Genomic DNA, 24,850 nt, shown 5'->3' with positions numbered 1-24,850 from the left:
AAGCGATCCACCCCGCCACCTATTCGCGCGCCACATACTTTCCCCACCACTTCCGCAGTTGTAGCACCGCATGAGCGCCCAGCACCGCCTGAACGAACTGCAAGCGCTCGTGCATGGCAGCGACCTGAGCCTGGCCACGCGCCGGCTCATGGACCTGTGCGACGAGTACCCTGCGCTGCACGACCTGCGCCGCACGGCCATGGCGCTCCGGGCCGATTACAACATCAGTCGCGACCTCGGTGCGGCCGAACTGAGCGGCAACGTAGGTGCCTCGTACGCGGAGCGCGCCCAGCAGCTCATGCACACGATCGTTGCGCGGGCCTCGGCTTTGCACGATGATGCTGCACTGCCTGATCGCACTACGGTGTTCAGTGCTCAAGGGCTCACCAAACGGTTCAGCTCGCGCGGCCACAAGTTCCAGCTCGGCCCCATCGACCTCGACCTGCGCATTGGCGAGATCACCGGGCTGGTGGGCGAGAACGGCAATGGCAAGACCACGCTCTTGCGCCAAGTGGCCGGGCTGCTGGACCACAACGAAGGCAGCGTCTCCTACCCCACGCTCGGCAACGACCCGTACCTCATCAAACAAGGCATAGCGTGGATCCCGCAGCGTAGCGTGCGTTGGTACGGCACGCTGATGCAGAACCTGCGCTTCATGGCCGCCGTGCACGGGGTGACCGGCGAGGAGAACGAGGACCGCGTGATGTACACGCTGCACCGCCTTGGCCTCACACGCTTCCAGCACCTACGCTGGAGCCAGTTGAGCAGCGGCTACAAACTGCGCTTCGAACTGGCCAAGATGGTGGTATGGCGCCCGCGCATCCTGGTGCTCGATGAGCCCATCGCGAACCTCGACCTGCAAGCGCAGCAGCTCTTCCTGCAGGACCTGAAATTCCTCGCCGCCTCGCGCCGCAACCCCATCAGTGTCATCCTCAGCAGCCAGCAGTTGCACGAGATCGAGGCCGTGGCCGACAACATCATCTTCCTCAAGAACGGCCGGCCGATGTTCAGCGGGGCCGTGGCCAGTTTCGATGTGGACCGCGCGAGCAACGTCTTTGAGATCAACGGCGAATTCGACCGCAGCGCCTTGGTGCACGCCATGGGCACCGAACGCATCCTTCACCTCGACGACACCGGATTGCTATTCCGACTGACCACACCGCGCGAATGCACCGCCAAGCACGTGGTGAAAGCCATGGGCGATGCCGGATTGGAGGTGAGCTACTTCCGCGATATCAGCACCAGCACGCGCAAACTCTTCCATCAGGACACATGAACTGGTTGCGCAAGCTCATCCCCGGCGCTTTGCAGCGGTACGACCTGTACCTGCAGCAGAGCAAACCGCGCTTGTGGGCCACGCGCTTCCATTACCACATCTGGTTCATACTGCTGCTGAACGTGCTCGTGTTCGTTTTCGGCATGCTCCTGCACGTGGACAAGCGGAGCTTCCCCGATCCCGAGGAGTTCTTCGGCTGGATGACGGTACCCGCCATCTTCTACTGTGCCTTCTGGGTATACAAGGTGGTGCTGTTCACCCTCGAGCGCCGCAATGGTCTCCGCGAGCCCTTCGCTGAAGTGGGCGAGTTCATGGTGCATCTGCTGAGCATTGTCCTCATCTGGTCGCTGCCGTACAACATCGCGCTCACGCTGTCCTGGCGCATCGACCGCATCATCAGCGATGAGCAGTTCGTGCAGGAGGTGGACGACCTGAACGAGGAGGCCTTCATGTTCCTGACAGGGGATGGGCGCGCGCTCCACCTGTCGAACATCACCTTGGAAGGGATGGATCCAGATGAGATCAACTATCTGATCGAAGATGGAGAATGGTATAGTGGCACGGGATCGCACGCCTACTTCCGCAGCTTGGACGAATACAACAAGCGGCTCGAACGCGACCCCGAAAAGGAGGAATCGCTCCAGGGGCTCTACGACGAATACAAGGAGGCCTACAATGCGGCGGCATTCGGAAGTTCGGACACCCGCGACCCGCACAAGGCCAAGCGCTACCTGGCCAAGATGGACAGCATCGAGCGCAACTTCCCGCTCTACTTCGTGGCCCATGGTCCGTTCTCGCCGGAGAAGGGATGGACCTTCACCTACGACCTGCGCGGCAGGCATGAGGTGGAACGTGTGCCTTTCCTGAGCGACAGCCTGCTGGAAGCCCGGTACGTGAAACAGTTGGACGCGCCGGACATGATCGATCGGGAGCGCATCGCGAACGTGCTCGCCATCGCCGACAGCTACCGCCGCGATACGAGCGGGTGCACCGTGGACAGTGCGCTGCTCCAGTTCAACGAGCGCAAGCAAACCTCCAGCATGGTCTTCGATTGCGATCGGCAGATCGAACGCCTCTGGGAAGCGAAGACCATGGACTATTCGTTCGCCAGGTTCTGGGCCATGTTCTATACGGTGGTGATCATGAGCTTCTGTCTGGCCTTGCTCATCGGCATCTTCAAGAACATCTACTGGCAACCCTTCCTCATCGGCTTCGTGGTGTGCTTCCTCACTCCCATCGTCCTCGTGTGCGTAGCATTCCTCGTTACATGGCGGAACGACTACGGCTACGATGGTGTGAGGCCGGATGACATCCTCCTTTACGGCCACTATTTCATTGGCATCTTCCTCTTGGCCCAAGCTCCGTTCGTGTTCAGGTTGAAGGCCTACCGGACCAGTCGCGCAGTGATGACCATCATCGCCAATTGCATTGCACCGTTCATCCTCTTCACCACGCTGATGATCTTGGAAGAAGAGTTCGACATTTTCGGCGTGGACGCGTTGTGGAAGAAGATCAACGAGATCGAGAACTACAATGGCTTCGACCTGCGGCTGCCGGCCCTGCGGGCAGAGGCCGAACTGCTCCGCGAAAAGGTCTTCACCATCATGCAGATCTTCCTCTGGGGCGGCATGGCGCTCTACCTCTTCGTGGGCCACGGCTTCTTCCGGTCGTTGATGGCGAGGCTCACCAGCCTGCCGGAGCGGAAGTGATCCTCGGGCGGTACTTTGGCACTGGCGATGGACAAGCGGATCACCTTCACCAAGAAGGAGGAAAGCAACAAGGAACGCGAGGAGCGGTTCATGGCGCTGACACCGTCCCAGCGGTTCGATTGGTTCATCCGGTGTCTGGGCAGCGGGTTCGGTGCACCTGCGCGAAAGGACGACCAAGGCAATTTCGTCATTACCAAGCAGGCGGATGCTGTTCGGTGAGCAATTGCGGGAGTTCCTTTCCGCTGCTGAAAAGCACGGGGTCCGGTTCCTTCTCGTGGGCGGTGGCGCCGTGAACTTCCACGGATACCAGCGCTTGTCCGCCGATGTGGACTTATGGATCGACCACTCACCGGAAAACCTGGAACGGTTGCGCCAAGCCTTGACGGCGTGTGGCTATGAAGTTGATCGCTGGCCCGATGCAGTGCGCTCGGCGGACCAGAACGTCTCGATCAAGCTCTCTCCGGACCTGACACTTGAGCTGATCACACGGTTCGACCCGGGTTGCTCTTTCGATGAGGCCTGGGAACGCGGCGAACTGGGCGAACTCGCTGATCTGCCCGTTGTGCGATACCGGGTCATCAGCTACCCCGATCTCGTGAACAGCAAGCTTCGGGCGGCCCGACCGAAAGACCTGCTCGACGTTCAGGAGCTCGTTCGAAAACGCGGGGCTCCTGGTCCGTAGCCTTCTTGCCCGATCGTGCAAAACCCTCACTGACCCACCCCTTCGGCCGTCATCCCGAGCGCGGGCGAGGGGTATTTTCGGCGCCGTGACCAGCTATCTGAAGGGCCTCAACGAAGCCCAGTACAACGCCGCATCGGCCACCGAGGGCCCCATGATGGTGATCGCGGGTGCGGGCTCCGGCAAAACGAAGGTCCTCACCGTACGCATTGCGCACCTTATGGCGGCCAAGGAAGTGGATCCCTTCCGCATCCTGGCACTCACCTTCACCAACAAGGCGGCGCGCGAAATGAAGGAGCGCATCGCACACCTGCTTGCCGATGTGCCCGGCCTCAACACCGAAGCGCGCAACCTGTGGATGGGCACCTTCCACAGCGTGTTCGCCCGCATCCTCCGCAGCGAAGCGGAAAAGCTCGGCTACCCGAGCAACTTCACCATCTACGACACCGACGACAGTCGCAGCTTGATCAGGAGCATCGTGAAGGAGATGCAGCTGGACGACAAGATGTACAAGCCCAGCCAGGTGCACGGCCGCATCAGCATCTGCAAGAACAACCTCATCGGCCCGGTGGAATACGCCAACGATGCCGAGCTGATCACCCAGGACACGAGCACGGGCCGGCCGCAGATGGCCGCGATCTATCGCACCTACGCCGAGCGATGCTTCCGCGCAGGCGCCATGGATTTCGACGACCTGCTCTACAACACGGCACTGCTCTTCCGCGACCACCCGGAAGCGATGCTCAAGTACCAGCAGCGTTTCCAGTACATCCTGGTGGACGAGTACCAGGACACCAACCTGGTGCAGTACAACATCGTGAAGACGCTCGCCGCGCGCCACGAGAACATCACCGTGGTGGGCGACGACAGCCAGAGCATCTACGCGTTCCGCGGCGCCAACATCCAGAACATCCTCAACTTCCGGAAGGACTACCCGGACCACCAGCTCTTCAAGCTCGAGCAGAACTACCGCAGCACCGGCACCATCGTGGGCGCGGCCAACAGCCTCATCGACCACAACAAGGAGCAGATCAAGAAAACCATCTGGACGCAGAACGAGCAGGGCGACCTGATCCACGTGCACCGCGCGCCCAGCGACAACGAGGAAGGCAGCTTCGTGGCGCACGACATCTTCGAGCACAAGATGCAGAAGCAGCTGCCCAACCGCAGCTTCGCCATCCTGTACCGCACCAACGCACAGAGCCGCAGTATGGAGGAAGGGCTGCGCAAGCTCAACATCCCCTACCGCATCTACGGCGGCCTCAGCTTCTACCAGCGCAAGGAGATCAAGGACCTGCTGGCGTACTTCCGGCTCACCTGCAATCCGCAGGACGAAGAGGCGCTGAAGCGCATCATCAACTACCCCGTGCGCGGCATCGGCCAGACCACCATCGAGAAATTGGTGGTGCAGAGCAGCGAAGCGAAGTGCAGCATCTGGGACCTGCTCACCGCCTTCCCGGAGCGCGGCGATGGCGGCATGCTATCGCAAGGCGCCACCGGCATCCACGGCGGCACACGCAAAGCGCTGGGCGACTTCGTGACGATGATCCAGAGCTTCCGCACGATGCTGGAAAGTCACAGCGCTTATGCCTTGGCGGAACACATTGCGCGCACCAGTGGCATGCTGAAGGAGTTCTATGCTGACCGCACGCCGGAAGGGATCAGCCGCTACGAGAACATCCAGGAATTGCTGAACGGTATCAAGGAGTTCAGTGACGCCAATGAAGACGCCGATGTGCCACGCACGCTGCCCGACTTCCTCATCGACGTCGCCTTGCTCACCGATGCCGACAAGACCGACGACCCGAACGACAACGACCGCGTGAGCCTGATGACGATCCACAGCGCGAAAGGCCTGGAGTTCCCTTACGTCTATGTGGTGGGTCTGGAGGAAGAACTCTTCCCGAACCAAATGAGCATGAGCAGCCGGCAGGAGCTGGAGGAAGAGCGCCGTCTGTTCTATGTGGCGCTCACGCGAGCACGCACGCGCGCCACGCTCAGCTATGCCGTTAGCCGCTACCGCTGGGGCAACCTCACCGCCGCAGAGCCGAGCCGCTTCATTGAGGAGATCGACGCCAAGTACCTGAAGCTGCCCAACTTCAGCGAGCGCTCCTTCAGCACCGAGCGCACGCCGCCTTGGGCCAGCCGCACCGGTGCCTTCGGTCGTAGCGCGGGGTTCCAGCACGACGAACGCCCAGCACGCACACCGGCGCCATCACGACCTGTCGCACCACCGCAGCCCAGCACGCCCACGCCCGCCATGGTGGCCAAACGCGGCCTGAAGCGCGTGGACGCCGACAAGACGCCGGCTGCCGAAGGTTTCACCACCGTGGACGGATTGGAAGTGGGCGCACAAGTGGAGCACGAACGGTTCGGCAAAGGCAAAGTGCTCAGCATCGAAGGCCGCCACCCCGACCTCAAGGCGACCATCTTCTTCCCGAGCGCGGGACAGAAGCAGTTGCTGTTGCGGTTCGCGAAGTTGAAGGTGGTGTAAGCTATGGCATCTTGAAAAGCAAAGCGGGCCATCGACTTCTCGATGGCCCGCTCTGTTCGCGTTCTTTCAGCTTACCCCTTCTTCATCGGGCACATGCTCTTGTCGAGTTTCAGGTAGATGCCCATCTGCATGCCCATTGATACGCGGTCGCTCAGGTTGCTGTCCTGCGCGGGCAGGTCGAGCAGCGTGGCGTAGTCCGGGTGGTCGAGCACCAGGCGGTAACCGATCTCAGGCGAGATGAAGAAGCCCAGGTGCGCACACATCGATTTCTTCATCATCAGACCGGCGCGCAAACCGTAACCGGTGCGGTTGTCGATGCGCACCATGTGGGAGGTTTCGTTCGCGGAGCTGGCAGTGTACTGTGCATCCTTGCTGTACGGAAGCGACATATCGGCACCGAGCAGTGCGCTGAACTCACCACCGCAGGTGCTCTTGCATTCACCGAGCTTGTAGATGCCCAGCACTTGGAACTGGAAGGCGCGTCGGCTCAGGTCGGCGTACAAGTTCCGGCCATTGACCGGGCCGTAATCCAAGCGCGTATTGCGCCACTCGTGCAGCGCACCGAAGGCCACTGTGAAGTTGCCTTCGCTCTTGAACGTATAGCGCAGACCGGCGCCGAGGGAGTAGTTGTGGATCGCGTCGCCCGCGTGCTCCAGGTTCAGCGGCATCGGCACGGCCATTGACCCGGTCTTGGCGATCTCCTGTGAAAAGGCTCCAGTGGTGAACAGCACACCGGCCGTCGTGGAAAGGATCCCGCTGAGACAGGACAAGTTGAACTTCTTCATGGTTCTGGTTCTTGGGCAGTCCGAAGGTAGTCACAGCATTGATCCGTCCAACCAACAACTTTGTTTTGTTCAACAAGGTCCGTGTCCTGGTTCGGTCAATCCTCAACCCAAATGGTCCGCACCGGATGCAGGGAATCGAGCGGAACGACCGTGCACTGGGCCTCCCACACGAACAGGTCGTTACCTGAACAAACCGAGCTTGCCCCCTCGGTGAACAGCTCATCGTTGCCGCTGGCCTCCCTGAAGTAGAACCAGCGCTGGCCAAGCCCGCTATACTCCAACACCTTCAAGCCGCGGCAATCGGTGAAGGGCTGCTTGCACTTGCGGATGCGGTCTTCGACCCAATCGGGGATGTCGGTGGGATAGTCTTTAGTGCAGGAGGGGAGCAAGAACAGAAGCAGCGCTCCCATGAGCCCCGCGAATGTTCCTTTGCCCTGTTTCCAAATCATGACCACTACAGCCCAACGCACTGCTGTGCGCCTTGTCAACAAGAGTAAGCACCCGCTTCCCGATTACGCCACACCACAGAGCGCTGGTGTTGACGTGCGCGCCAACCTGGAGGCCACCATCACCCTGGCACCGGGCGAGCGCGCACTGATCCCCACCGGGCTCTACCTTGAATTGCCGGCCGGGACCGAAGCACAGGTGCGCCCCCGGAGCGGCTTGGCCTTCAAGCATGGCGTTACGGTGCTCAATGCGCCGGGCACCATCGACGCCGACTACCGCGGCGAGGTGGGCGTGCTGCTCATCAACCACGGTGCGGCCCCCTTCGAGGTGAAGGACGGCGAGCGCATTGCCCAGCTGGTGGTGGCCCGCTACGAGCAGGTGGCCTTTGAGGAAGTTGTTGACCTGAGCACGTCAGAACGTGGCGCGGGCGGCTTCGGGCACACTGGTCGGAAATAGGCACCTTCGCGGCCGAAGAATGAACCGCAAAGACGCAAAGCGCGCCCGGAAAGTCCCAGCAATGGAGGGTCGTTGCGCTCTTTGCGTCTTTGCGGTTTGAAATTGAGAACATGAAGATCATCGTTCCGATGGCGGGCATGGGCAAGCGCATGCGCCCGCACACGCACACCACCGCCAAACCACTGCTGCCCATCGCCGGCAAGCCCATCGTCCAGCGCCTTGTGGAAGACCTGGCCGCCGTGGCCGGAGAGCCCATTGAAGAAGTGGCCTACATCATCCATCCATCGTTCGGGAAGAAGGTGGAGGACGAACTGCTGGCCATCGCCAAGGCCATCGGCAGCAAGGGCAGCATCCACTACCAGAAAGAAGCGCTCGGCACCGCGCACGCCATTCTGTGCGCCGAGCCCGCGCTCAACGGCCGCATCATCGTGGCCTTCGCCGACACGCTCTTCCGCGCCAAGCTGAAGCTCGACAAGGATTGCGATGGTGTCATCTGGGTGAACAAGGTGGAAGACCCGAAACCCTTCGGCGTGGTGAAGCTCGACGCCAACGGCATCATCACCGAGTTCGTGGAGAAGCCACAGACCTTCGTGAGCGACCTGGCCATCATCGGCATCTACTACTTCGCCGACGGCGAGTACCTGCGCAAGGAGATGCAGTACCTGCTGGACAACGACATCAAGGAGAAGGGCGAATACCAGCTGACCAACGCCATGGAGAACATGAAGCGCAAGGGTGCGCGCTTCAAGAGCGGCAGCGTTGACGTGTGGATGGACTGCGGCAACAAGGACGCCACCTTGGACACTAATGCCAAGGTGCTTGGCTTCCTGAAGGACGACCCGTCGCTCGTTAGCAAGAACATCACGCTGAAGAACGCCATGATCATCGCGCCCTGCTCCATCGCTGACGGCGCCGTGCTCACGGACTGCATCATCGGGCCTGACGTATCGCTGGGCAAGGGCGTAACAGTTGTTGGCAGCGTGCTGCGCAATACGCAGGTGGGTGAAAGCGCTGTCATCACCGATGCCGTCATCGCCAAGAGCATCATCGGCGCGCGGGCCAAGGTGACCGGTCGCGCCATGGAGCTCAGCATCGGCGACGACAGCACGATCGGCTGATCTTTGTACCCATGAAGAACGTGCTCTTGTTCCTGGGCCTTGCCCTGCTGGTCGCTTGTGGCGGCACCAAGAGCACCGCGGTGGTGAAAGGCGACCACCCGACGGAAGTGGCTGACAACGCCAGCGCCGGCACCGCCAACGAAGAGGTGACCAAGGTCTTCATGGCCGCCACGCGGGCGCGCCTCATCGGCGACCTGCCCAGCGCCGCCAAGCTGTTCGAGGAGTGCCTGCGCAAAGACCCGCAGAACCATGCGGCCATGTTCGAGCTGAGCAAGCTCTACCACGCCGCGCAGCAACCTGACCGTGCCCTTGACCTGGCGAAGAAGGCCGCCACCTTGGACAAGGAGAACCGGTGGTACCAGTTCCTGCTGGCCGACCTCTACCAACAGACCAACCAACCGGCCGAAGCTGCCAAGGTGTACCGCACCATCACGCAGAAGTGGCCCGAGAACCACGAGACATGGATGGACCTGGCGCACACCCTCGCCTACTTGGGCAAGGTGGAAGAAGCGCAACAGGTCTTCCGTGATCTGGAGAAGCGCATCGGTGCGAGCGAGGAACTGGTGATGGAGGAATACGGCATGCTGGCGCAAAGCGGTCGCACTGCCGAGGCCAAGGCCTTGTTGGAAAAGCAGATCGCCAAGGACCCACAGAACGCGCAGTACCATGGCATGCTCGGGGAACTGTTGGAGCAGACCGGCGACAATGCCGGTGCATTGGTGCACTACAACAAAGTGTTGGAGCTGGACCCCAGCAACAGTATGGCCCGCCTGGCCTTGGCCGAGCACTACACCGCTGCCAACGAATTCGAGAAGGCTTACGAACAGCTTGCCCTCGTGTTCGGCGATGCGGACCTGGAGATCGATCCGAAGATGGGCGTGCTGCTCGGCTTTTACGAGAACACGCGAGCCATGGGCAGCGGCAACCCCGAGCAGGATGCCATGCTCAAGAAAGCCTACGACCTTATAGACGTACTGCAGCGCACGCACCCCGAAAGCGGCAAGCCCAACACCATCCGCGGCGACTTCTACCTCCGCGATGGCCGGCTGGGCGATGCCCGTGACCAGTTCCGCGAGGCCGTGAAGCACGAGCACGACAAATTCCCCATCTGGCAGCAACTGGTGCAGCTCGACTTCCAACTGCGCGACTACCCCGGCACGCACGACGACGCCGCCAAAGCCATCGAACTCTTCCCGACGGTGCCTTGGTTCTACCTGATCGACGGGCTGGCCCTGAACAACCTGAAGCGCAGCGACGAAGCCGTGGAGACGCTCATCACCGGCCGTGATCTGGTGGTGGACGATAACACCACGCTGGCGCAGTTCTGGAGCACCATCGGTGAAGCACATAACGATGCCAAGCGTTATCCCCAGAGCGACGAAGCCTTCGAGCAAGCACTGAAGTTGGAGCCCGACAACGCGAACGCGCTGAACAACTGGGCCTACTACCTGAGCGTCCGCAACGAGAACTTGGAAAAGGCGGAGCGCATGAGCAAGCGCAGCAACGAGCTGCAACCCGGCCAGGCCAGCTACGAGGACACCTACGCGTGGATCCTCTTCCAGATGAAGCGCTACGCCGATGCCAAGGTGTGGATCGAGAAGGCGCTGGCCAATGGCGGCGCGGCCGACGGCACCGTGGTGGAGCACTACGGAGACATTCTCTTCAAGCTCGGCGAGCCCATGGCCGCGTTGGACCAATGGAAGAAGGCGCAAGGATTGACCGGCGCCAGCGATGAACTAGGTCGCAAAGTGAGCGAAGGACGTTTGCCGGAATAACTTCGGGCGTGCGCCGGACACTGCCGATCATACTGCTCCTGCTCGTTGCGGCCTGCAAGACGCCCATCCGCATCGTGAACCGCGAGCTCCCGCCGCGCGGCGCCGACAAGCTCGTGGAAAAGGTGGTGGCGAACCGGCCGGACGTAAGGTGGTACAGCGCGAAAGCGGACGTGACGATCGCAACGGACTCCAGCGACCAGAGCTTCAACGCCCAAGTGCGCTCGGTGACCGACAGCGCACTTTGGACATCCATCACGGCTGTGCTGGGGATCGAAGCCGCCCGCGTGGTGCTCACCAAGGACAGCGTGAAAATGCTGGACCGCTTGCACGACACGTACTTCGTCGGCAACAGCGCACAGGCGAAAGCGCGGTTCGGCCTGCAGCCCGACCTGCAACTGCTCCAGCAAGCCCTGCTCGGCATCCCCATCGGCTTCGACCCGAAAGAGAAGTACAAGTCCGACCGCGAGGACGGGCAGTACGTGCTCACCAGCAAGGAAAAGCGCCGCTTCCGCCGTGCAGCGGAGGACATCACGGAAACACCGGACTCCACAGCCCGGCGCGACCGCGACATCAGCGAGCGCCGCATGGAACGAACACTGGAAAAGGCCGATGAGAAAGGTGCCATCGTTTTCCGGTACTGGCTCGATCCGGACAGCTTCTTCGTGACACGCGTACAAGTGACCGACCTCGCACGCGACCAGCAGGCCGACGTGCGTTATCTGGAGCGGAGCCCCGATGGTCACCACCTGCCTGTTCAGATCGAACTCTCCCTGGCCGAACCGGGCCGCAGGGTGCGCGGTACACTTGCCCTCAGCAAGATCCGCCTTGGCGACCCGCCCAACATCAGTTTCAGCATCCCCGAGAAGTTCGTTCCGATGGAGTGAGTTCTCCGCTGATCCTGTGGGCCCTCGTCATCGCGAGGCCCGTCACTGCGAGAAGGCTTTGCGACGAAGCAGTCCGGGCCGAAGCGATCCAGCCTACGCCGAGCCCTCACCGCTGGATCGCTTCGCTCGCAAAGCCTCGCTCGCGATGACGCTCCGAAGCAGCGTTCGTGCGATCCCCATCCTCCTGCTCCTGCTTCTGCCATTGGCCTCCACGGCCCAGAGCAAGAAAGACCTGGAGAAAAAGCGCGACGCGCTGGACAAGCAGATCAAGACCACCACATCGCTGATCGACCAAGCCAGAAAAGAGCAACGCCTCACACAGGAACAACTGCAACTGCTTGAAGCGCAGATAGGCCAACGCAATGAACTCATCGCCACCATGAACGGCGAACTGAGCAAGGTGGAAGAACAGATCCGCGACGATGAAGCGGTGATCCGATCATTGGAACGCGACATGGTGCAGTTGAAAGAGGACTACTCGCGCATGGTGCTCTTCGCCTACCGCAACCGCAACGCCATGGACCGGCTCAGCTACTTGTTCGCTGCGGAAAACTTCGCGCAGGCCTTCCGCCGTAGCCGTTATCTGAACCTGATGGCCGAACAACGCGCCAACCAAGCCAAGCTCATCACCGCCACCCAGGCCTCGCTGGCCACCAAAGTGGATGCGCTCAAAGGACAGAAACAGAAGAAGGCCGATCTGCTAGGCGCCGAGCTGGCCGAAAAGAAGAAGCTCACCGCCGACAAAAGCGAGCAGCAAAGCGCGCTGGCCGGGTTGAAGAAAGAGGAGGGCCGCTTGAAGGACCAGATGCGCAAGCAGGAGAAGCAGCGTCTGGAACTGGCCAGCAAGATCAAGAGGATCATCGAGGAAGAGCTGGCGAAGAGCAGCGGTGCGACCAAGGACAAAGGCAAGGGCTCGAGCACCGGAACAACGAAGACCACATATACCCTGACCCCGGAAGCCAAACTGCTCGGTGCCGACTTCGAGAAGAACCGCGGCAAACTGCCGTGGCCGGTGGAGAAGGGCGTCATCTGCAGTGGCTTCGGAAAGCAACCACATCCGGTCCTGAAAGGCATTGTGATCGAGAACAACGGCATCGATGTGTGCACCGAGAAGGGCAGTACGGTGCGGGCCATTTTCAAGGGCGAGGTCAGCAGCATCATCGTCATCCCCGGCGCAGGCAAGGCCGTGGTGCTCAACCATGGCGCCTACCGCACGGTGTACAGCAACCTTCGGGACACCAACGTGACCAAGGGCCAGAAGCTGGAAACAAAGGACAATGTGGGTGTCGTGCTGACGGAGGACGGCCGGAGCGTGGCGCACATCGAGATCTGGAAGATCACACCCGAAGGCCTCGTGAAGGTGGATCCGGCTCCTTGGCTGTTCCGCTGAGAAAGTCGCGGGAAAATGCCGCCGCCGATCGGCCTACCTTCGCCGCGCTGAACGGCGGTCAACATTCGCCCCGAAGCACACCACCATGGGCGGTATCGGTTTCAAGGAGATCCTCGTCATTGCGCTGATCATCATCATCCTCTTCGGCGCCAAGCGCATACCCGATCTGATGAAGGGCTTGGGCAAAGGCATCAAGGACTTCAAGGATGCCAGCAAGGGCGAGGACGGCGGCAAGGAAGAAGTGAAGTAGAACGGCAGCAGGAGCTTCCACCGCGCCCTACCGCACCGTCGGCGCCATTCCCAATGAGCATCGTTCATCCGCGCACCCATGCCGAGGCCCGCGAGGCCATCGCCTCCGGTGTTTCCGTCCACGACATCGTGCAAGCATCGCTCGATGCAGCATCAGCGAAGTCCGGCCTCAACGCCTTCCGCGAACTCTTCCCCGAAAGCGCACTGCGCAAAGCCGCTGAAGTGGACGCCAAGCGCAAGGCCGGCAACGCTGGTCCATTGGCGGGCATGACGGTGAGCCTGAAGGACAACATCTGCTACAAGGGCCACAAGGCCGGTGCATCATCGAAGATCCTCGAAGGCTTCGTAAGCCCGTACAGCGCCACGGTGGTTGAGCGCCTGCTGGCAGCCGATGCCGTGGTGATAGGCCGTACGAACTGCGACGAGTTCGCCATGGGCAGCAGCAACGAGAACAGCGCCTACGGTAACGTGAACCACCCGCTTGACACGAAGAAGGTGCCCGGCGGAAGCAGTGGCGGCGCGGCCGTGAGCGTGGCTTCGGGTATCTGCCACGTGGCACTCGGCAGCGACACGGGAGGTAGCATCCGTCAACCTGCCGCCTTCACGGGCACGGTCGGCTTCAAGCCGACCTACGGCCGTGTGAGCCGCTACGGCCTCATCGCTTTCGCCTCGTCGTTCGACCAGATCGGTCCGTTCGCGCACACGGTGGACGACGCTGCTGCGATCTACAGCGCCATCGCCGGGGCCGACGAGCGCGACAGTACATCATCGCGCAAGCCCCACAACGCGCTTGGGTTGAAGCATCCCGGCAAACTGCGCATCGCCTACTACCGTGAAGGTCTGGAACGGGCCGGCATGGACCCGGAAGTGGTGAAGCACCTGCAGGAGACCATCGACCGCTTGAAGGCCGATGGCCACACGCTCGTGCCCGCCGAACTGCCGATGCTCGACCATCTGGTACCAGCCTACTACATCCTTGCCACGGCCGAGGCGAGCAGCAACCTGGCGCGCTTCGACGGCATCCGCTACGGCCACCGCAGCAAGCAAGCTGTTGGTGTGGACGAGACCTACAAGCTCAGTCGCACCGAAGGCTTCGGTCCTGAAGTGAAACGCCGCATCCTGCTGGGCACTTTCGTGCTGAGCGCGGGCTACTACGATGCCTACTACGCCAAGGCCATGCGCGTGCGCCGGCTCATACGCGACAACACGCTGCGCCTCTTCAGCGACGTTGATCTGGTGCTGATGCCCACCACACCGATCACCGCGTTCGACCAAGGTGCCCTGAGCAATGATCCCATTGCCATGTACCTGCAGGACATCTTCACCGTGCAGGCGAACTTAGCGGGCACACCGGCGATCAGCCTGCCTACGGCAACGCACAGCAATGGACTGCCGATCGGCTTGCAGCTGATGGCCAAACCGTTCGATGAGGAGCTGCTCCTCGGCGCGGCCAAGCATTTGTTCTGACGACCAGCCGATGGGTTGCATTAGTTGAGCACCACCCGCTCGACCGCGGAGCGTTCGCGATCACCGACGAGCACATCAACGATGTTGCCCGCGCCCGGAGCGAACGTGAACGTGTAGATGCCGCGTTGCAAGGTTCGGCGCTTCAACAGCGTTGCACCTTCAGGATCTTGGAGATCGATGTAGGCTTCCTTGGGGATCTCACCCGTCACTTCAAGTATGACGATGCGCTTGGCGCCGTCGTGCAGCGTCTTCACCCTGAACACATCGCGAACCTTGCCCCGCTTGCCGCCCTTCGGTTCCAGTGTCGCTGGAGCTTCTGCATAGCGCATGCTCACTTCGACAGTGAGGTCGCGGGGCACACCATCGCCACTGATGATGGTGAGCGCAGGATCGCCGGGGTGCATCAGCTTCCAGACGCGCACGTGGTCCACCACCATTTCGCCGAAGGTGGTCGTGTCGTCGGGTCCCGGGCCGAACGGGCAGCCCTTACATGTGTTGGCCAAGGCGTTCTGCAGGATCAAACGTTCCGGCACGTGCAATCCACCGTTCCATTCAGCGCACTGTTCGCCGTTGAGGTAGAAGCGGAGCGCACCCGGCGTCCACTCTCCCACGTAGTCGTTGAACGCCGCCGTGAGATCCCCATTGGCCGTTTTCCAATGCCCGAAACCCTTCCAATTAATGCCGAGCCAACGCCCGAACGCACCGATGGGGTTCCGGTAGTTATCGCAAGCATCGCCCGGGCAATGAACGTCCACATGGAACTGGTCGAGGCGCTCGCCCTTGCCTTCCAGGATATCGATCTCTTCGTTCGGATTGCCGCCGTACAGCCAGAACGACGGCCACGCCCCCTTGCCAGTGGGCAGTTTGATCCGTGCCTCGAACACACCGTACTGGAAATGCTGATTGCTGACCAGCAGCGTGCTTGTGTAGTTCCAAGTGCGCAGGTTGGGGCCGCCATCGCCCAGTCGGGCCGTGTCGGCTTCGTACTCCACTCCGCGCGCCGTCACCTCCTCCCTGCGCAGCTGGATCCGTAGCGTGCCATCACCGAGCAAGGCGTTCTTGCCATCGGAGTTGTACTCCAGCATGTGCTTGCCGTGGTGGTTCCGCCGTCCCTCACCGCTGGTCATCCAGAACTTGCGGTCCAGCGCGCGGCCGTTGAACTCGTCGCCGGTTTCGTAGTGGTATTGCTGCAGCGAATCGGAATAGAACCACCACCAGTGGCCGGGCTGTTGGGCCGTGGCGATGGAGGCGAGCACTAGGGGCGGGAACAGGAGCGGGCAACGCATGGGGACGATGGTCGCAGCGAAAGTGCCATTCGCCCCTGACTTGTCCTAGTGCTGTCGGCCGCGTTCACAGCCTACATTTGGGCGCCGATGAACGCCGCCCGGTGCGGTGCGTGCAGGCCGATGCCAGCACTTCCTCGCACTTCTTACCATGCCGCCGAAGCCCACTGAACAACTGCTGCCGTTCGACTACAACACGCAGCGCCCACAACTCCTCATCCCTGAATACGGCCGCCACGTGCAGCGCATGGTGGAGCATTGCCTCACCGTGGAGGACCGCGCCGAACGCACGCGCCTTGCGCACGCCATCATCCATGTGATCGGCAGGCTGAACCCGCAACTGCGCAACGGCGAGGACGGCGACCGCACGCTGTGGGACCACCTCTACATCATGAGCAACTTCCTGCTCGATGTGGACGGCCCCTTCCCGAAGCCCACGCCCGAGAGCCTGGAGAGCAAGCCTGCTCCCGTGCCTTACCCGAAGACCAGCGTGAAGTACGGCCACTACGGCAAGATGGTGGAGCGCTTCATCGAGAAGTGCACGGCCATGGAAGCCGGTGCGGCCAAGGACTACTTCACACAGCTCATCGCCAACGTGATGAAGAAGCAGTTCGTGGTGTGGAACCGCGACAGCATCGGCGACGGCACCATCATCAAGGACCTGCACGAACTGAGCGGAGGCAAGCTGCGCCTGGCACCTGAAGCGCAGCTGGTGAGCGCACAGGACATTGCCCGAATGCAACAAAGCGGCCCACGCAACGTGGAGCAGCCGCAGCGGCGCGGCGGTGGTGGCAAGAAGCGCTACCGGAACAAGCGGAAGAACCGTTACTAGGTAAACTTCAAGACCCAAGTCTCAAGCCCCAACCGTCAAGGCAAGGCGGTCGCGTGAGCATCTCCGGCGCGTTTTGCGGTGGCGTCTGTTAGTAGGTAGCGCTCTCAAGACGGAATGGCGCTCCAACGGCGTTGTTGCTTCGCAACCATGAAGAGCTTCAAGATCGAAGGCGGCCGCAGGCTGAAGGGAGAACTCGTTCCGCAAGGCGCCAAGAACGAGGCACTGCAGATCCTCTGCGCCGTGTTGCTCACGTCCGAGCCGATGGTGATCCACAACGTGCCGGACATCGTGGACGTGAACAAGCTCATCGACCTGCTGAAAGCCATGGGCGTGAGCGTGGAGAAGCTCGGCGAAGGTTCCTTCCGCTTCCAAGCCAAGAGCGTGAACCCGGAGTTCTTCCTCGACCCCGAGTACAAACGCATGGGCGGCAGCTTGCGCGGCAGCGTGATGGTGGCCGGACCTATGCTTGCGCGCTTCGGTCGTGGTTACATCCCCAGTCCGGGTGGCGACAAGATCGGCCGCCGCCGCATGGACACGCACTTCACGGGTTTCGAGCGATTGGGTGCCAGCATCAAGTACGACGAGACAGATGGGTTCTATCGCGCCGAAACCAAGAAGTTGACCGGCTGCTACATGCTCCTCGACGAAGCCAGCGTGACCGGCACAGCGAACATCGTGATGGCTGCCGTGATGGCGGAAGGACGCACCACCATCTTCAACGCGGCGTGCGAGCCGTACTTACAGCAGTTGTGCAACATGCTGGTGCGCATGGGTGCCAAGATCGGCGGCATCGGTAGCAACCTCCTGCACATCGATGGCGTGAAGGAACTCAGCGGCACCGAGCACCGCATGCTACCGGACATGATCGAGATCGGCTCCTTCATCGGCCTGGCCGCCATGACGCGCAGCGAGATCACCATCAAGGACACCGGCTACGAGCATCTCGGCGTGATCCCGGACGTGTTCCGCAAATTGGGCATTGCCGTGGAACGCCGTGGCGACGACATCCACGTTCCTGCGCAAGAGCACTACACCATCGAGCCTTTCCTCGACGGCAGCAACCGCGTGGTGAGCGACCATCCCTGGCCGGGCTTCACCCCGGACCTGCTCAGCATCGTGCTGGTTACGGCCACACAAGCGAGCGGCCATGTGCTCATCCATCAGAAGATGTTCGAGAGCCGCCTGTTCTTCACGGACAAGCTCATTGAAATGGGAGCGCAGATCACATTGTGCGATCCACACCGCGCACTGGTGATCGGCAAGGATTTCGAGAAACCCTTGCGCGCTATCCGCATGACGAGTCCTGACATCCGCGCGGGCGTATCGCTGCTCATTGCCGCGATGAGCGCCGATGGCACCAGCACCATCGACAACATCGAACAGATCCGCCGCGGGTACCAGAACATCGAAGGCCGCTTGAACGCCATCGGTGCCAACATCTCCGTAGTGGATTGATCGCCAGACCTGGCTTGGAACAATGAGAATCCCACCTGTCATAGCATTGAACGCAGAGGAGCGTATCCTGTGGCAGGGTCAACCGAAGCAAGGGCTTCGCGTACGGACCCACGACCTCTTCTTGATCCCGTTCAGCCTACTATGGTGCGGGTTCGCAGTCTTCTGGACCGTCTCGGTGATCGCCACAAGCGCCCCGTTCATCATGAAGATCTTCGGGCTCGCTTTCGTCGGTATCGGCATGTACTTCGTATTCGGGCGCTTTCTTGTTGAGAGCTATCAGCGCCGCCATACTTGGTATACGCTGACCGATCAGCGCGCGATCATCACCGCCACGGCACCAAGGCGCATCGATCGTTCAGTGGATCTTCATTCCGTTACGAACGTCTCGGTTGAAACACAGCATGGAGGATGGGGGACGGTGCTGTTGGGACCTGCGCCAGCAATGCCCTTTTCCCGCATAGGTTTTGGCCGGAACAACGCAGGCCCGCCCGCGTTCGATGTTGTGCAAGATGCCGCGTCGATCTACAGTATGATCGTGGACGTTAGGCAGTGCAAGAAAATTGGCTAAGCACGGCCTTGGCCTTCTTCGCGTCTTCGTGATCCGGTGGCGCACCTCATCATCGCGATTACCTTCGCCCCGGTTTCACACTGGGGTGTCCCGATCCGTCGGGGCTGAGATCATACCCATTGAACCTGGGCGGGTAATGCCGCCAAGGGACACGGGATCGGAACACGATCACCGGCGCGCGCGGCCCCTGCGTGCGGCGGAAGGAGGAAAACGGAAGTACACATGCGGAAGTCAGTTGTGTTGGCGATGGCCTTGGCCGTGCCAGTTCTCGCAGGGGCACAAACGAGGATCACAGGCACGATCAAAAGCGGCGAGGGCGAAGCGCTTGAAGGTGCGTTGGTCAGCATCGACGGCACTGTGCTGCTCACCAACCGCGATGGGGCGTTCACAAGCGGCGTGCTGAAGCAGGGCAGGGTTGCGATGAGCGCGTCCTACTTCGGTTTCGTTCCAGTGGACACGACGGTCGTGGTGGGGTCAACAGGAAATGCAACGGTGAACTTCTCGCTGCGCCCGCTCTCCTATTTGCTCCCGCAAGCCGAGGTGCGTGCGTTGCGCGCTGGCGATCGCACACCCTTCGTGAAGAACACGGTGGATGCGGAACGACTTCAAAGGACCAACACGGGCGTGGACATGCCTTTGCTGCTGGATCATTTGCCCAGTGTGGTCACCACCACCGATGCGGGCACTGGCTTCGGCTACACCGGCCTACGCATCCGTGGCAGCGATGCCACGCGCATCAACGTCACGGTGAACGGTGTGCCCATCAACGACGCCGAGAGCCAAGGCATGTACTGGGTGGACATGCCCGATCTGGCGACCAGCACCCAGGACATCGAGGTGCAGCGCGGCGTGGGCAGCAGCACGAACGGCCCAGGTGCTTTTGGTGCCAGCGTGAACGTGCGGACCACAACGGTGAGCGACAGTGCGTTCGGCGCGGTGAGCGTCAGCGGCGGATCGTTCAACACGCAACGGTATGCAGCCCGTTTCGGCACTGGCGTGCACAAAGGCCTCAGTCTTGATGGACGCCTGAGCACGATGCACAGCGACGGCTACATCGACCGCGCTTCCGCAGACCTGAACAGCTATTTCCTGCAAGGCGCTTGGCTCGGCAAGTCACGGTCCTTGCGGTTCATCACCTTCAGCGGAAAGGAAGTGACCTACCAGGCATGGGGCGGCGTGCCACGAGAGGTGATCGACACCAACCGCACGTTCAATCCCTACACTTACGACAACGAGGTGGACGACTACCGGCAGACCTATTACCAGTTGTTGTTCGATCAAGAGGTGGGCGCGAAGGGCGCGCTCAACATCACCTTGTTCCGGACTTTGGGCAAAGGCTTCTACGAGCAGTTCAGGGAAGACGATGACCTGGCCAACTACGGCATCGCCCCGGTGATCGCGGGCGGCGACACCATCACAACGAGCGACATCATCCGAAGGCGTTGGCTCGACAATGTCATCACCGGGTTGAACGCGAGCTACGAACAGCGCATGGACAACCTGCGCTTGGTGCTCGGCGGCAGCTACAGCAAGTACGAAGGCGATCACTTCGGCGAGGTGATCTGGGCGCGCTATGCCGGTGAAGGCGGCATCCGCGACCGTTACTACTTCAACGATGCCGTGAAGACCGACATGAACGCCTTCCTGAAAGCGACGTGGACCCTTCATCCGCGCATCGATCTGCATGCTGATGCACAGGTGCGCAGCGTGAACCACGACTTCTTGGGTTACGACAACGAGCTGCGCAACGTGACGCAGCAGGCGGCCTTCACCTTCTTCAATCCCAAGGCCGGAGTGAACGTTCGCGTGCGCAAGAACGACCGGTTGTACGCCTCATTCGCCGTGGCGAACCGCGAGCCTAACCGCGACGACCTTACCGAGACCAGTCCGCAAAGCCGCCCGCGACCGGAACAGATGCAGGATATCGAAGCCGGTTACGAATTGCGCAGCACCCGCCTTACGGTCGGCATCAACGGCTACTACATGAACTACAAGGATCAGCTCGTCCTCACCGGTGAACTGAACGATGTGGGTGCCGCTTTGCGCACCAACGTGACCAGCAGTTATCGCGCGGGGGTCGAACTGATGTGCACGGCACGGCTGCACCCACGTCTCTTGCTCAGCGCCAACGCCACCCTCAGCCGCAACCGCGTGCGCGACTTCACGGAATACGTGGACGACTGGGACAACGGCGGGCAGGTGCGCGTGGAGCAAGGGGAAACGGACCTCGCGTTCTCACCGAACGCCATTGCGGGCGGCGAACTCACGGCCACGCTCTGGCGCTCGCAACGCGGCGGGCGCGTGGACCTGACGTGGGCCGCGAAATACGTGGGGCAGCAGTTCCTCGACAACACGGGCAGCGTCGAACGTTCGCTGGATGCCTACTTGGTGAACGACGCCCGCCTCAACATCACCGTTGCGGGCGTCGGGCCGGTGGACGGCATCGACATCAACCTCACCGTGCGCAACCTCTTCAGCGAGGAATACGAGAGCAACGGCTGGGTGTATTCCTACTACTCCGAAAGTCGTCGGCAAGAGATGGTGGGGCTCTTCCCGCAGGCACCGCTGAACGTGCTGGGCGGGGTGACGGTGCGGTTCTGAGCAGGGGTAACAAAGGTTCCATTGCAGCTGATCGCGCGGAGCGTTTCTTTTGGCAGAGCCAACTGAACGACCATGCGGATCCTGCCCACCTACACGCTTGCGCTGCTGACCACGGCAGCCTTTGCCCAGACCAACTACGACGCACGCATCGAAGCCTACACCGGCCTTGAACACGCTTGCGCCGGAAGCGCGGGTCCTGCAGCGCGGATCAAGAACGTGGGCACTACCACCATGAGCACTTGCGTGGTGGAAACATGGAAGAACGGCGTGATGGACAACTCGTTCAACTGGATCCTTGGTGTTCCGGCGGCCACGGGCGAGTCGCGTACGCCGTCGTTCCCACCAGTTCCAGCAGCACCGGGCGATGTCATTGAGCTGCGCATCATCAGCGTGAACGGCAATGCGGACGAGGACGCCAACGGGAACATCCTGAGCAAGACCCTGGTAGCCGAACCGGCACCGGGCAGCAGCTATGGCGTGAACGTGGAAGTGAAGACCGACGACAACCCGGACGAAACCACGTGGATGATCCGCAATGAGCTCGGCGCCGTGGTGGTGCAAGGCGGACCTTACACGGAACCGAACGGGATGCAACAGGCGACGCTCGTTCTGTCGCCTTCGGATTGCTACACCTTCGAACTGATGGACAGCGGCGGCGATGGCATGAGCGCCGGTTCGCGCAGCCCCGGCTATGCCCGCGTGAGCAGCTTGGGCGCAACGCTGGTGGAGATCGATGGCGCAGATCTGACGAGCCAAGCGCGTGAAGGCCTGAAGACCGGCATCGATGCCTGTGCCCTGACCCAACTGACCGCAAGTGACGCCCCCGAAACCAGCTGTGGTGCGGACATTTGGCTGAGCGGAGGCAGCACGCTCCACGCAACCCAAGTACCCGGTGCAAACCGTTACCAATGGCTCTTCACGCGCGGCACCTACGCGCGTGCCATAGCCAAACCCACGAACGCGTTGCCGATCACCAAATGGGCCACCAACCCGCTGAAGCCGGGCCGCTACTACGACGTGCAAGTGAGGGCGAGCTTTGACAATGGTGCAACGTGGTGCCCGTACGGTCCTGTATGCAGTGTGCGCACGCGCAACGGCGTGCAAGCCATGGTGCGCTCGGTTGAAGCGGAAGACGCACAAGCCGACGCTTCTTTGACGCTCTTCCCGGTCCCCAACGATGGCGCGGGAGTGAACATCACGGTGGATGCCGTGATCGATGAGCAAGGAACAGCGCGCCTGTTGGTGTTCGATCTGTCGGGCCGACTGGTGTACGACGGCATTCTGAACCTCAGCGAGGGTGAGCAAACGCTGGACGTTCGTTTCGGCCAACCAATTTCCGATGGGGTCTATGCGGTGCAATTGCACACCCCGCTCGGCACGAGGAACGCGCGCATGGTGGTGCGCTGAGCTGCACCCCTAGGCCGGAACGCGTCGCACGAAGAACATCTCCAGTTCGCCTTTGTTCTTGGCGCCCACGCGACCGCGCGCTTCGAAATGAAGTCCCGGGAGGTCCTTCACCCGCTCGAACGTGGCCGCACTGATGTTCACCTCGCCCGGCGCACCGCTGCTTTCAAGCCGGGCCGCTGTGTTCACGGTATCGCCCCAGATGTCGTACTGCCACTTCTTCGACCCCACGATACCGGCAACCACGTGGCCCGTATGGATGCCAACACGCATCTCGAACGCCGGAAGTCCTTTAGCGCTCCGCTCGGCAAAGCGCCCTTGGATGAACGCCTGCATGTCCAATGCTGCAAGCACCGCTTCCTTCGCGGACGCATGCGTGGGATCAGGCACACCCGCCACCGCCATGTAGGCATCACCGATCGTCTTGATCTTTTCGATGCGATAGCGGTCCACGATGGCATCGAGGCCCTTGAAGCAGTGATCGATCTCGGCCACCAGCTCCGCTGCGGAAAGCTGTTCCGATAGCTGCGTGAATCCTTTGAAGTCGGTGAACAGCACCGTGGCTTCGTCGAATGCACGCGCCTGCGCGGCGCCCTTGTCCTTCAGCTCGGCGGCTACTTCCTTCGGCAGGATGTTGTGCAGAAGATCGTCGCTACGGTCCTTCTCGCGTTGGATGGCAGCACGCGAACGGCGGATGTAACGAAGACGACCGTACAGCGCACCGGCAAGTACCAGGACGCCCATACCGGAGAAAAGGATCCAGTTGCGTTGTTCCCGTTCGACCGCAAGCTCTTGCTGGAATGCCAGGTCGCGCTCGTAACGCGCACGGGCCTGCTCCAAACTGTCCGCGGTCTGCTGCTGGCGGAATGCGTGCTGTAGTTCGAGACGCATTACCTCCTTGTTGTTGTTCATGCGGTCGAGCGAGTCGCTTACCGTCATGTACACCTTCTGCGCCCGGAAAGCGTTGGCCAGGTCGCCCCTCGCTTCGTAGGCCAGCATCAAGCATTCACTGCATTCCTTCTGCTGCTGCAGAAGGTCGGAGGACTTTGCCAGCGCAAGGCCGGCCTCGCAGGCCGTCACGGCTTCGTGGTGCAGTTGTTGCGCGCGCAAAAGCTCACCGGTGTAGTAGTGGGTGCGGGCCAGCAGGCGCTTGTTGCCCATGGTGCCGAAGATGCTCCGTGCCGAATCGAGGCTCGCATGCGCCTCAGCATAGCGCTCCATCCCGGTGTAAGCACGCCCGAGGTTGTTGAAGGCCATGCCGCTCTCCAGCCGTCGGCCCATGGTCCGGTACAGGTCGAGGCTTTGCAGGAACTCTTCAATGGCCTTGGGCCGCTCGCCCATGGCAAGGTGCGTTGCGCCGATGTTCTGCAATGCTTGTGCACGGCCCTTCGTGTCTTGCATCTCCTCGTAGAGCGCCCGGCTGCGTTCGTAGTTCTCCAGCGCCTTGGTGCTCTCCTCCTGCTCCGTGTAGAGGTTGCCGATGGTATTGTACGTATCGGCCAAACCCGTTTTGTTACCGAGCTCCTCGTTGATGACGAGCGCCTTCTGGCACATGGCCAACGCCTGTGGGAGGTCGCCTGTGTTCTTGTGCACGTTGCTCATGTTGCGGTAAGCGTTCGCCTCCCGCTTGCGGTCACCGATCTCCTTCGCCACGGCCACGCACTGTTCCAGGTATTCGAGCGAAGCCTGGTTATCGCTCTTCATGCTACTTCCCACCGCCAGCGTCGTGTACGCTTCGTAGCGCGCCCGACCGTCCTTTGCCTTTAGCGCGAAGGCCAGTTGAAGGTCCGCGAGCTTCATCCCGCTGTCGGGCTGCTCGAAGACGGCTTTCCATGCGAGCGTTTGAATCGCTTGCAGGCGCAAGCTGTCCGGCAGCGAAGTGTCGCTCCAGGCTTTCCAGAGCGAATCCGGCTGGGAAAAGCCGCTGGTGATCCCGCTCAGCACAAGACATCCGGCAAGGAGGCGCCGCACCATGATG

At 61.4% G+C, this 24,850-nt stretch carries 21 protein-coding genes and 1 riboswitch; of the genes, 17 read left to right on the top strand and 4 right to left on the bottom strand.

What is annotated here, in order from left to right; translation table 11 throughout:
* Nucleotides 1–70: 70 nt before the first annotated feature.
* The 5 genes from IPJ76_11385 to IPJ76_11365 all read left to right on the top strand — a co-directional run bounded on the left by IPJ76_11385 (nucleotide 71) and on the right by IPJ76_11365 (nucleotide 6,158).
* On the top strand, nucleotides 71–1,276 hold the full coding sequence (locus tag IPJ76_11385; GenBank protein ID QQR85217.1) for an ABC transporter ATP-binding protein: 1,206 nt from the start codon (nucleotides 71–73) through the stop codon (nucleotides 1,274–1,276).
* Nucleotides 1,273–2,985: a hypothetical protein gene (locus tag IPJ76_11380; protein QQR85216.1), complete on the top strand. Its 1,713-nt coding sequence runs from the start codon at nucleotides 1,273–1,275 to the stop codon at nucleotides 2,983–2,985. Before IPJ76_11385 ends, IPJ76_11380 begins: the two co-directional genes overlap by 4 nt.
* 27 nt (nucleotides 2,986–3,012) lie before the next feature.
* Nucleotides 3,013–3,204 carry a hypothetical protein gene (locus tag IPJ76_11375; GenBank protein ID QQR85215.1) on the top strand — a complete coding sequence of 64 codons (192 nt, stop codon included), beginning with the start codon at nucleotides 3,013–3,015 and terminating at the stop codon, nucleotides 3,202–3,204.
* Nucleotides 3,191–3,667, top strand: coding sequence for a nucleotidyltransferase (locus IPJ76_11370; protein ID QQR85214.1), 477 nt, complete (start codon nucleotides 3,191–3,193; stop codon nucleotides 3,665–3,667). Before IPJ76_11375 ends, IPJ76_11370 begins: the two co-directional genes overlap by 14 nt.
* Nucleotides 3,668–3,818: 151 nt before the next feature.
* A complete protein-coding gene (locus IPJ76_11365) occupies nucleotides 3,819–6,158 on the top strand; it encodes a UvrD-helicase domain-containing protein (protein QQR88447.1) in 2,340 nt (779 codons plus the stop codon).
* A 71-nt stretch (nucleotides 6,159–6,229) separates the two neighbouring features.
* Here the strand turns inward: IPJ76_11365 and IPJ76_11360 are convergent, their stop codons facing one another.
* On the bottom strand, nucleotides 6,230–6,943 hold the full coding sequence (locus tag IPJ76_11360) for a hypothetical protein (GenBank protein QQR85213.1): 714 nt from the start codon (nucleotides 6,941–6,943) through the stop codon (nucleotides 6,230–6,232).
* Between the two features lie 95 nt (nucleotides 6,944–7,038).
* The gene (locus tag IPJ76_11355; GenBank protein ID QQR85212.1) at nucleotides 7,039–7,353 is read right to left on the bottom strand and encodes a hypothetical protein; all 315 of its coding nucleotides are present in this window, start codon (nucleotides 7,351–7,353) and stop codon (nucleotides 7,039–7,041) included.
* Nucleotides 7,354–7,390: 37 nt separating this feature from the next.
* Here IPJ76_11355 and dut point away from each other — a divergent pair, with 37 nt between their 5' ends.
* From dut to gatA, 7 genes are all read left to right on the top strand, one after another.
* Nucleotides 7,391–7,846, top strand: coding sequence for a dUTP diphosphatase (gene dut / locus IPJ76_11350; GenBank protein ID QQR85211.1), 456 nt, complete (start codon nucleotides 7,391–7,393; stop codon nucleotides 7,844–7,846).
* 110 nt (nucleotides 7,847–7,956) lie between these two features.
* Nucleotides 7,957–8,964 (top strand): nucleotidyltransferase, encoded by a 1,008-nt coding sequence (locus IPJ76_11345; GenBank protein QQR85210.1) that lies wholly within the window; start codon nucleotides 7,957–7,959, stop codon nucleotides 8,962–8,964.
* 11 nt (nucleotides 8,965–8,975) lie between these two features.
* Entirely contained in the window at nucleotides 8,976–10,739 is a 1,764-nt protein-coding gene (locus tag IPJ76_11340) for a tetratricopeptide repeat protein (GenBank protein ID QQR85209.1), read from the top strand.
* 8 nt (nucleotides 10,740–10,747) lie between these two features.
* A complete protein-coding gene (locus IPJ76_11335) occupies nucleotides 10,748–11,623 on the top strand; it encodes a DUF4292 domain-containing protein (protein QQR85208.1) in 876 nt (291 codons plus the stop codon).
* A 145-nt stretch (nucleotides 11,624–11,768) separates the two neighbouring features.
* A complete protein-coding gene (locus tag IPJ76_11330; protein ID QQR85207.1) occupies nucleotides 11,769–13,013 on the top strand; it encodes a peptidoglycan DD-metalloendopeptidase family protein in 1,245 nt (414 codons plus the stop codon).
* Nucleotides 13,014–13,098: 85 nt separating this feature from the next.
* Nucleotides 13,099–13,263: a twin-arginine translocase TatA/TatE family subunit gene (gene tatA, locus IPJ76_11325; GenBank protein QQR85206.1), complete on the top strand. Its 165-nt coding sequence runs from the start codon at nucleotides 13,099–13,101 to the stop codon at nucleotides 13,261–13,263.
* 53 nt (nucleotides 13,264–13,316) lie between these two features.
* The gene (gene gatA, locus IPJ76_11320; protein QQR85205.1) at nucleotides 13,317–14,729 is read left to right on the top strand and encodes an Asp-tRNA(Asn)/Glu-tRNA(Gln) amidotransferase subunit GatA; all 1,413 of its coding nucleotides are present in this window, start codon (nucleotides 13,317–13,319) and stop codon (nucleotides 14,727–14,729) included.
* 20 nt (nucleotides 14,730–14,749) lie between these two features.
* Here gatA and IPJ76_11315 read toward each other — a convergent pair whose 3' ends face one another.
* Complete coding sequence (locus IPJ76_11315; protein QQR85204.1) at nucleotides 14,750–16,015, bottom strand: glycoside hydrolase family 16 protein; 1,266 nt, start codon at nucleotides 16,013–16,015, stop codon at nucleotides 14,750–14,752.
* Between the two features lie 148 nt (nucleotides 16,016–16,163).
* Between IPJ76_11315 and IPJ76_11310 the strand changes: the two genes are divergently transcribed.
* The 5 genes from IPJ76_11310 to IPJ76_11290 all read left to right on the top strand — a co-directional run bounded on the left by IPJ76_11310 (nucleotide 16,164) and on the right by IPJ76_11290 (nucleotide 22,875).
* The gene (locus IPJ76_11310) at nucleotides 16,164–16,844 is read left to right on the top strand and encodes a DUF4290 domain-containing protein (GenBank protein QQR85203.1); all 681 of its coding nucleotides are present in this window, start codon (nucleotides 16,164–16,166) and stop codon (nucleotides 16,842–16,844) included.
* A 147-nt stretch (nucleotides 16,845–16,991) separates the two neighbouring features.
* Complete coding sequence (murA, locus tag IPJ76_11305; GenBank protein ID QQR85202.1) at nucleotides 16,992–18,299, top strand: UDP-N-acetylglucosamine 1-carboxyvinyltransferase; 1,308 nt, start codon at nucleotides 16,992–16,994, stop codon at nucleotides 18,297–18,299.
* A 46-nt stretch (nucleotides 18,300–18,345) separates the two neighbouring features.
* Nucleotides 18,346–18,867 carry a hypothetical protein gene (locus tag IPJ76_11300; protein QQR85201.1) on the top strand — a complete coding sequence of 174 codons (522 nt, stop codon included), beginning with the start codon at nucleotides 18,346–18,348 and terminating at the stop codon, nucleotides 18,865–18,867.
* Nucleotides 18,868–18,938: 71 nt separating this feature from the next.
* Nucleotides 18,939–19,035: riboswitch (TPP riboswitch) on the top strand.
* 54 nt (nucleotides 19,036–19,089) lie between these two features.
* The gene (locus IPJ76_11295) at nucleotides 19,090–21,468 is read left to right on the top strand and encodes a TonB-dependent receptor (GenBank protein ID QQR85200.1); all 2,379 of its coding nucleotides are present in this window, start codon (nucleotides 19,090–19,092) and stop codon (nucleotides 21,466–21,468) included.
* A 72-nt stretch (nucleotides 21,469–21,540) separates the two neighbouring features.
* Nucleotides 21,541–22,875: a T9SS type A sorting domain-containing protein gene (locus tag IPJ76_11290; protein ID QQR85199.1), complete on the top strand. Its 1,335-nt coding sequence runs from the start codon at nucleotides 21,541–21,543 to the stop codon at nucleotides 22,873–22,875.
* 9 nt (nucleotides 22,876–22,884) lie between these two features.
* Here the strand turns inward: IPJ76_11290 and IPJ76_11285 are convergent, their stop codons facing one another.
* A complete protein-coding gene (locus IPJ76_11285; protein ID QQR85198.1) occupies nucleotides 22,885–24,846 on the bottom strand; it encodes a tetratricopeptide repeat protein in 1,962 nt (653 codons plus the stop codon).
* Nucleotides 24,847–24,850 lie beyond the last annotated feature (4 nt).

Source organism: Flavobacteriales bacterium, from assembly GCA_016699575.1.
In the GTDB taxonomy this organism is placed as follows: Bacteria; Bacteroidota; Bacteroidia; order Flavobacteriales_F; family PHOS-HE28; genus PHOS-HE28.
This window is presented reverse-complemented; position numbering and strand designations above follow the sequence as displayed.

Coding starts and splice junctions, on each gene's coding strand:
- IPJ76_11385 (QQR85217.1), top strand. CDS start 71: ATGAGCGCCCAGCACCGCCTGAACGAACTGCAAGCGCTCGTGCATGGC.
- IPJ76_11380 (QQR85216.1), top strand. CDS start 1,273: ATGAACTGGTTGCGCAAGCTCATCCCCGGCGCTTTGCAGCGGTACGAC.
- IPJ76_11375 (QQR85215.1), top strand. CDS start 3,013: ATGGACAAGCGGATCACCTTCACCAAGAAGGAGGAAAGCAACAAGGAA.
- IPJ76_11370 (QQR85214.1), top strand. CDS start 3,191: ATGCTGTTCGGTGAGCAATTGCGGGAGTTCCTTTCCGCTGCTGAAAAG.
- IPJ76_11365 (QQR88447.1), top strand. CDS start 3,819: ATGATGGTGATCGCGGGTGCGGGCTCCGGCAAAACGAAGGTCCTCACC.
- IPJ76_11360 (QQR85213.1), bottom strand. CDS start 6,943: ATGAAGAAGTTCAACTTGTCCTGTCTCAGCGGGATCCTTTCCACGACG.
- IPJ76_11355 (QQR85212.1), bottom strand. CDS start 7,353: ATGGGAGCGCTGCTTCTGTTCTTGCTCCCCTCCTGCACTAAAGACTAT.
- dut (QQR85211.1), top strand. CDS start 7,391: ATGACCACTACAGCCCAACGCACTGCTGTGCGCCTTGTCAACAAGAGT.
- IPJ76_11345 (QQR85210.1), top strand. CDS start 7,957: ATGAAGATCATCGTTCCGATGGCGGGCATGGGCAAGCGCATGCGCCCG.
- IPJ76_11340 (QQR85209.1), top strand. CDS start 8,976: ATGAAGAACGTGCTCTTGTTCCTGGGCCTTGCCCTGCTGGTCGCTTGT.
- IPJ76_11330 (QQR85207.1), top strand. CDS start 11,769: ATGACGCTCCGAAGCAGCGTTCGTGCGATCCCCATCCTCCTGCTCCTG.
- tatA (QQR85206.1), top strand. CDS start 13,099: ATGGGCGGTATCGGTTTCAAGGAGATCCTCGTCATTGCGCTGATCATC.
- gatA (QQR85205.1), top strand. CDS start 13,317: ATGAGCATCGTTCATCCGCGCACCCATGCCGAGGCCCGCGAGGCCATC.
- IPJ76_11315 (QQR85204.1), bottom strand. CDS start 16,015: ATGCGTTGCCCGCTCCTGTTCCCGCCCCTAGTGCTCGCCTCCATCGCC.
- IPJ76_11310 (QQR85203.1), top strand. CDS start 16,164: ATGCCGCCGAAGCCCACTGAACAACTGCTGCCGTTCGACTACAACACG.
- murA (QQR85202.1), top strand. CDS start 16,992: ATGAAGAGCTTCAAGATCGAAGGCGGCCGCAGGCTGAAGGGAGAACTC.
- IPJ76_11295 (QQR85200.1), top strand. CDS start 19,090: ATGCGGAAGTCAGTTGTGTTGGCGATGGCCTTGGCCGTGCCAGTTCTC.
- IPJ76_11290 (QQR85199.1), top strand. CDS start 21,541: ATGCGGATCCTGCCCACCTACACGCTTGCGCTGCTGACCACGGCAGCC.
- IPJ76_11285 (QQR85198.1), bottom strand. CDS start 24,846: ATGGTGCGGCGCCTCCTTGCCGGATGTCTTGTGCTGAGCGGGATCACC.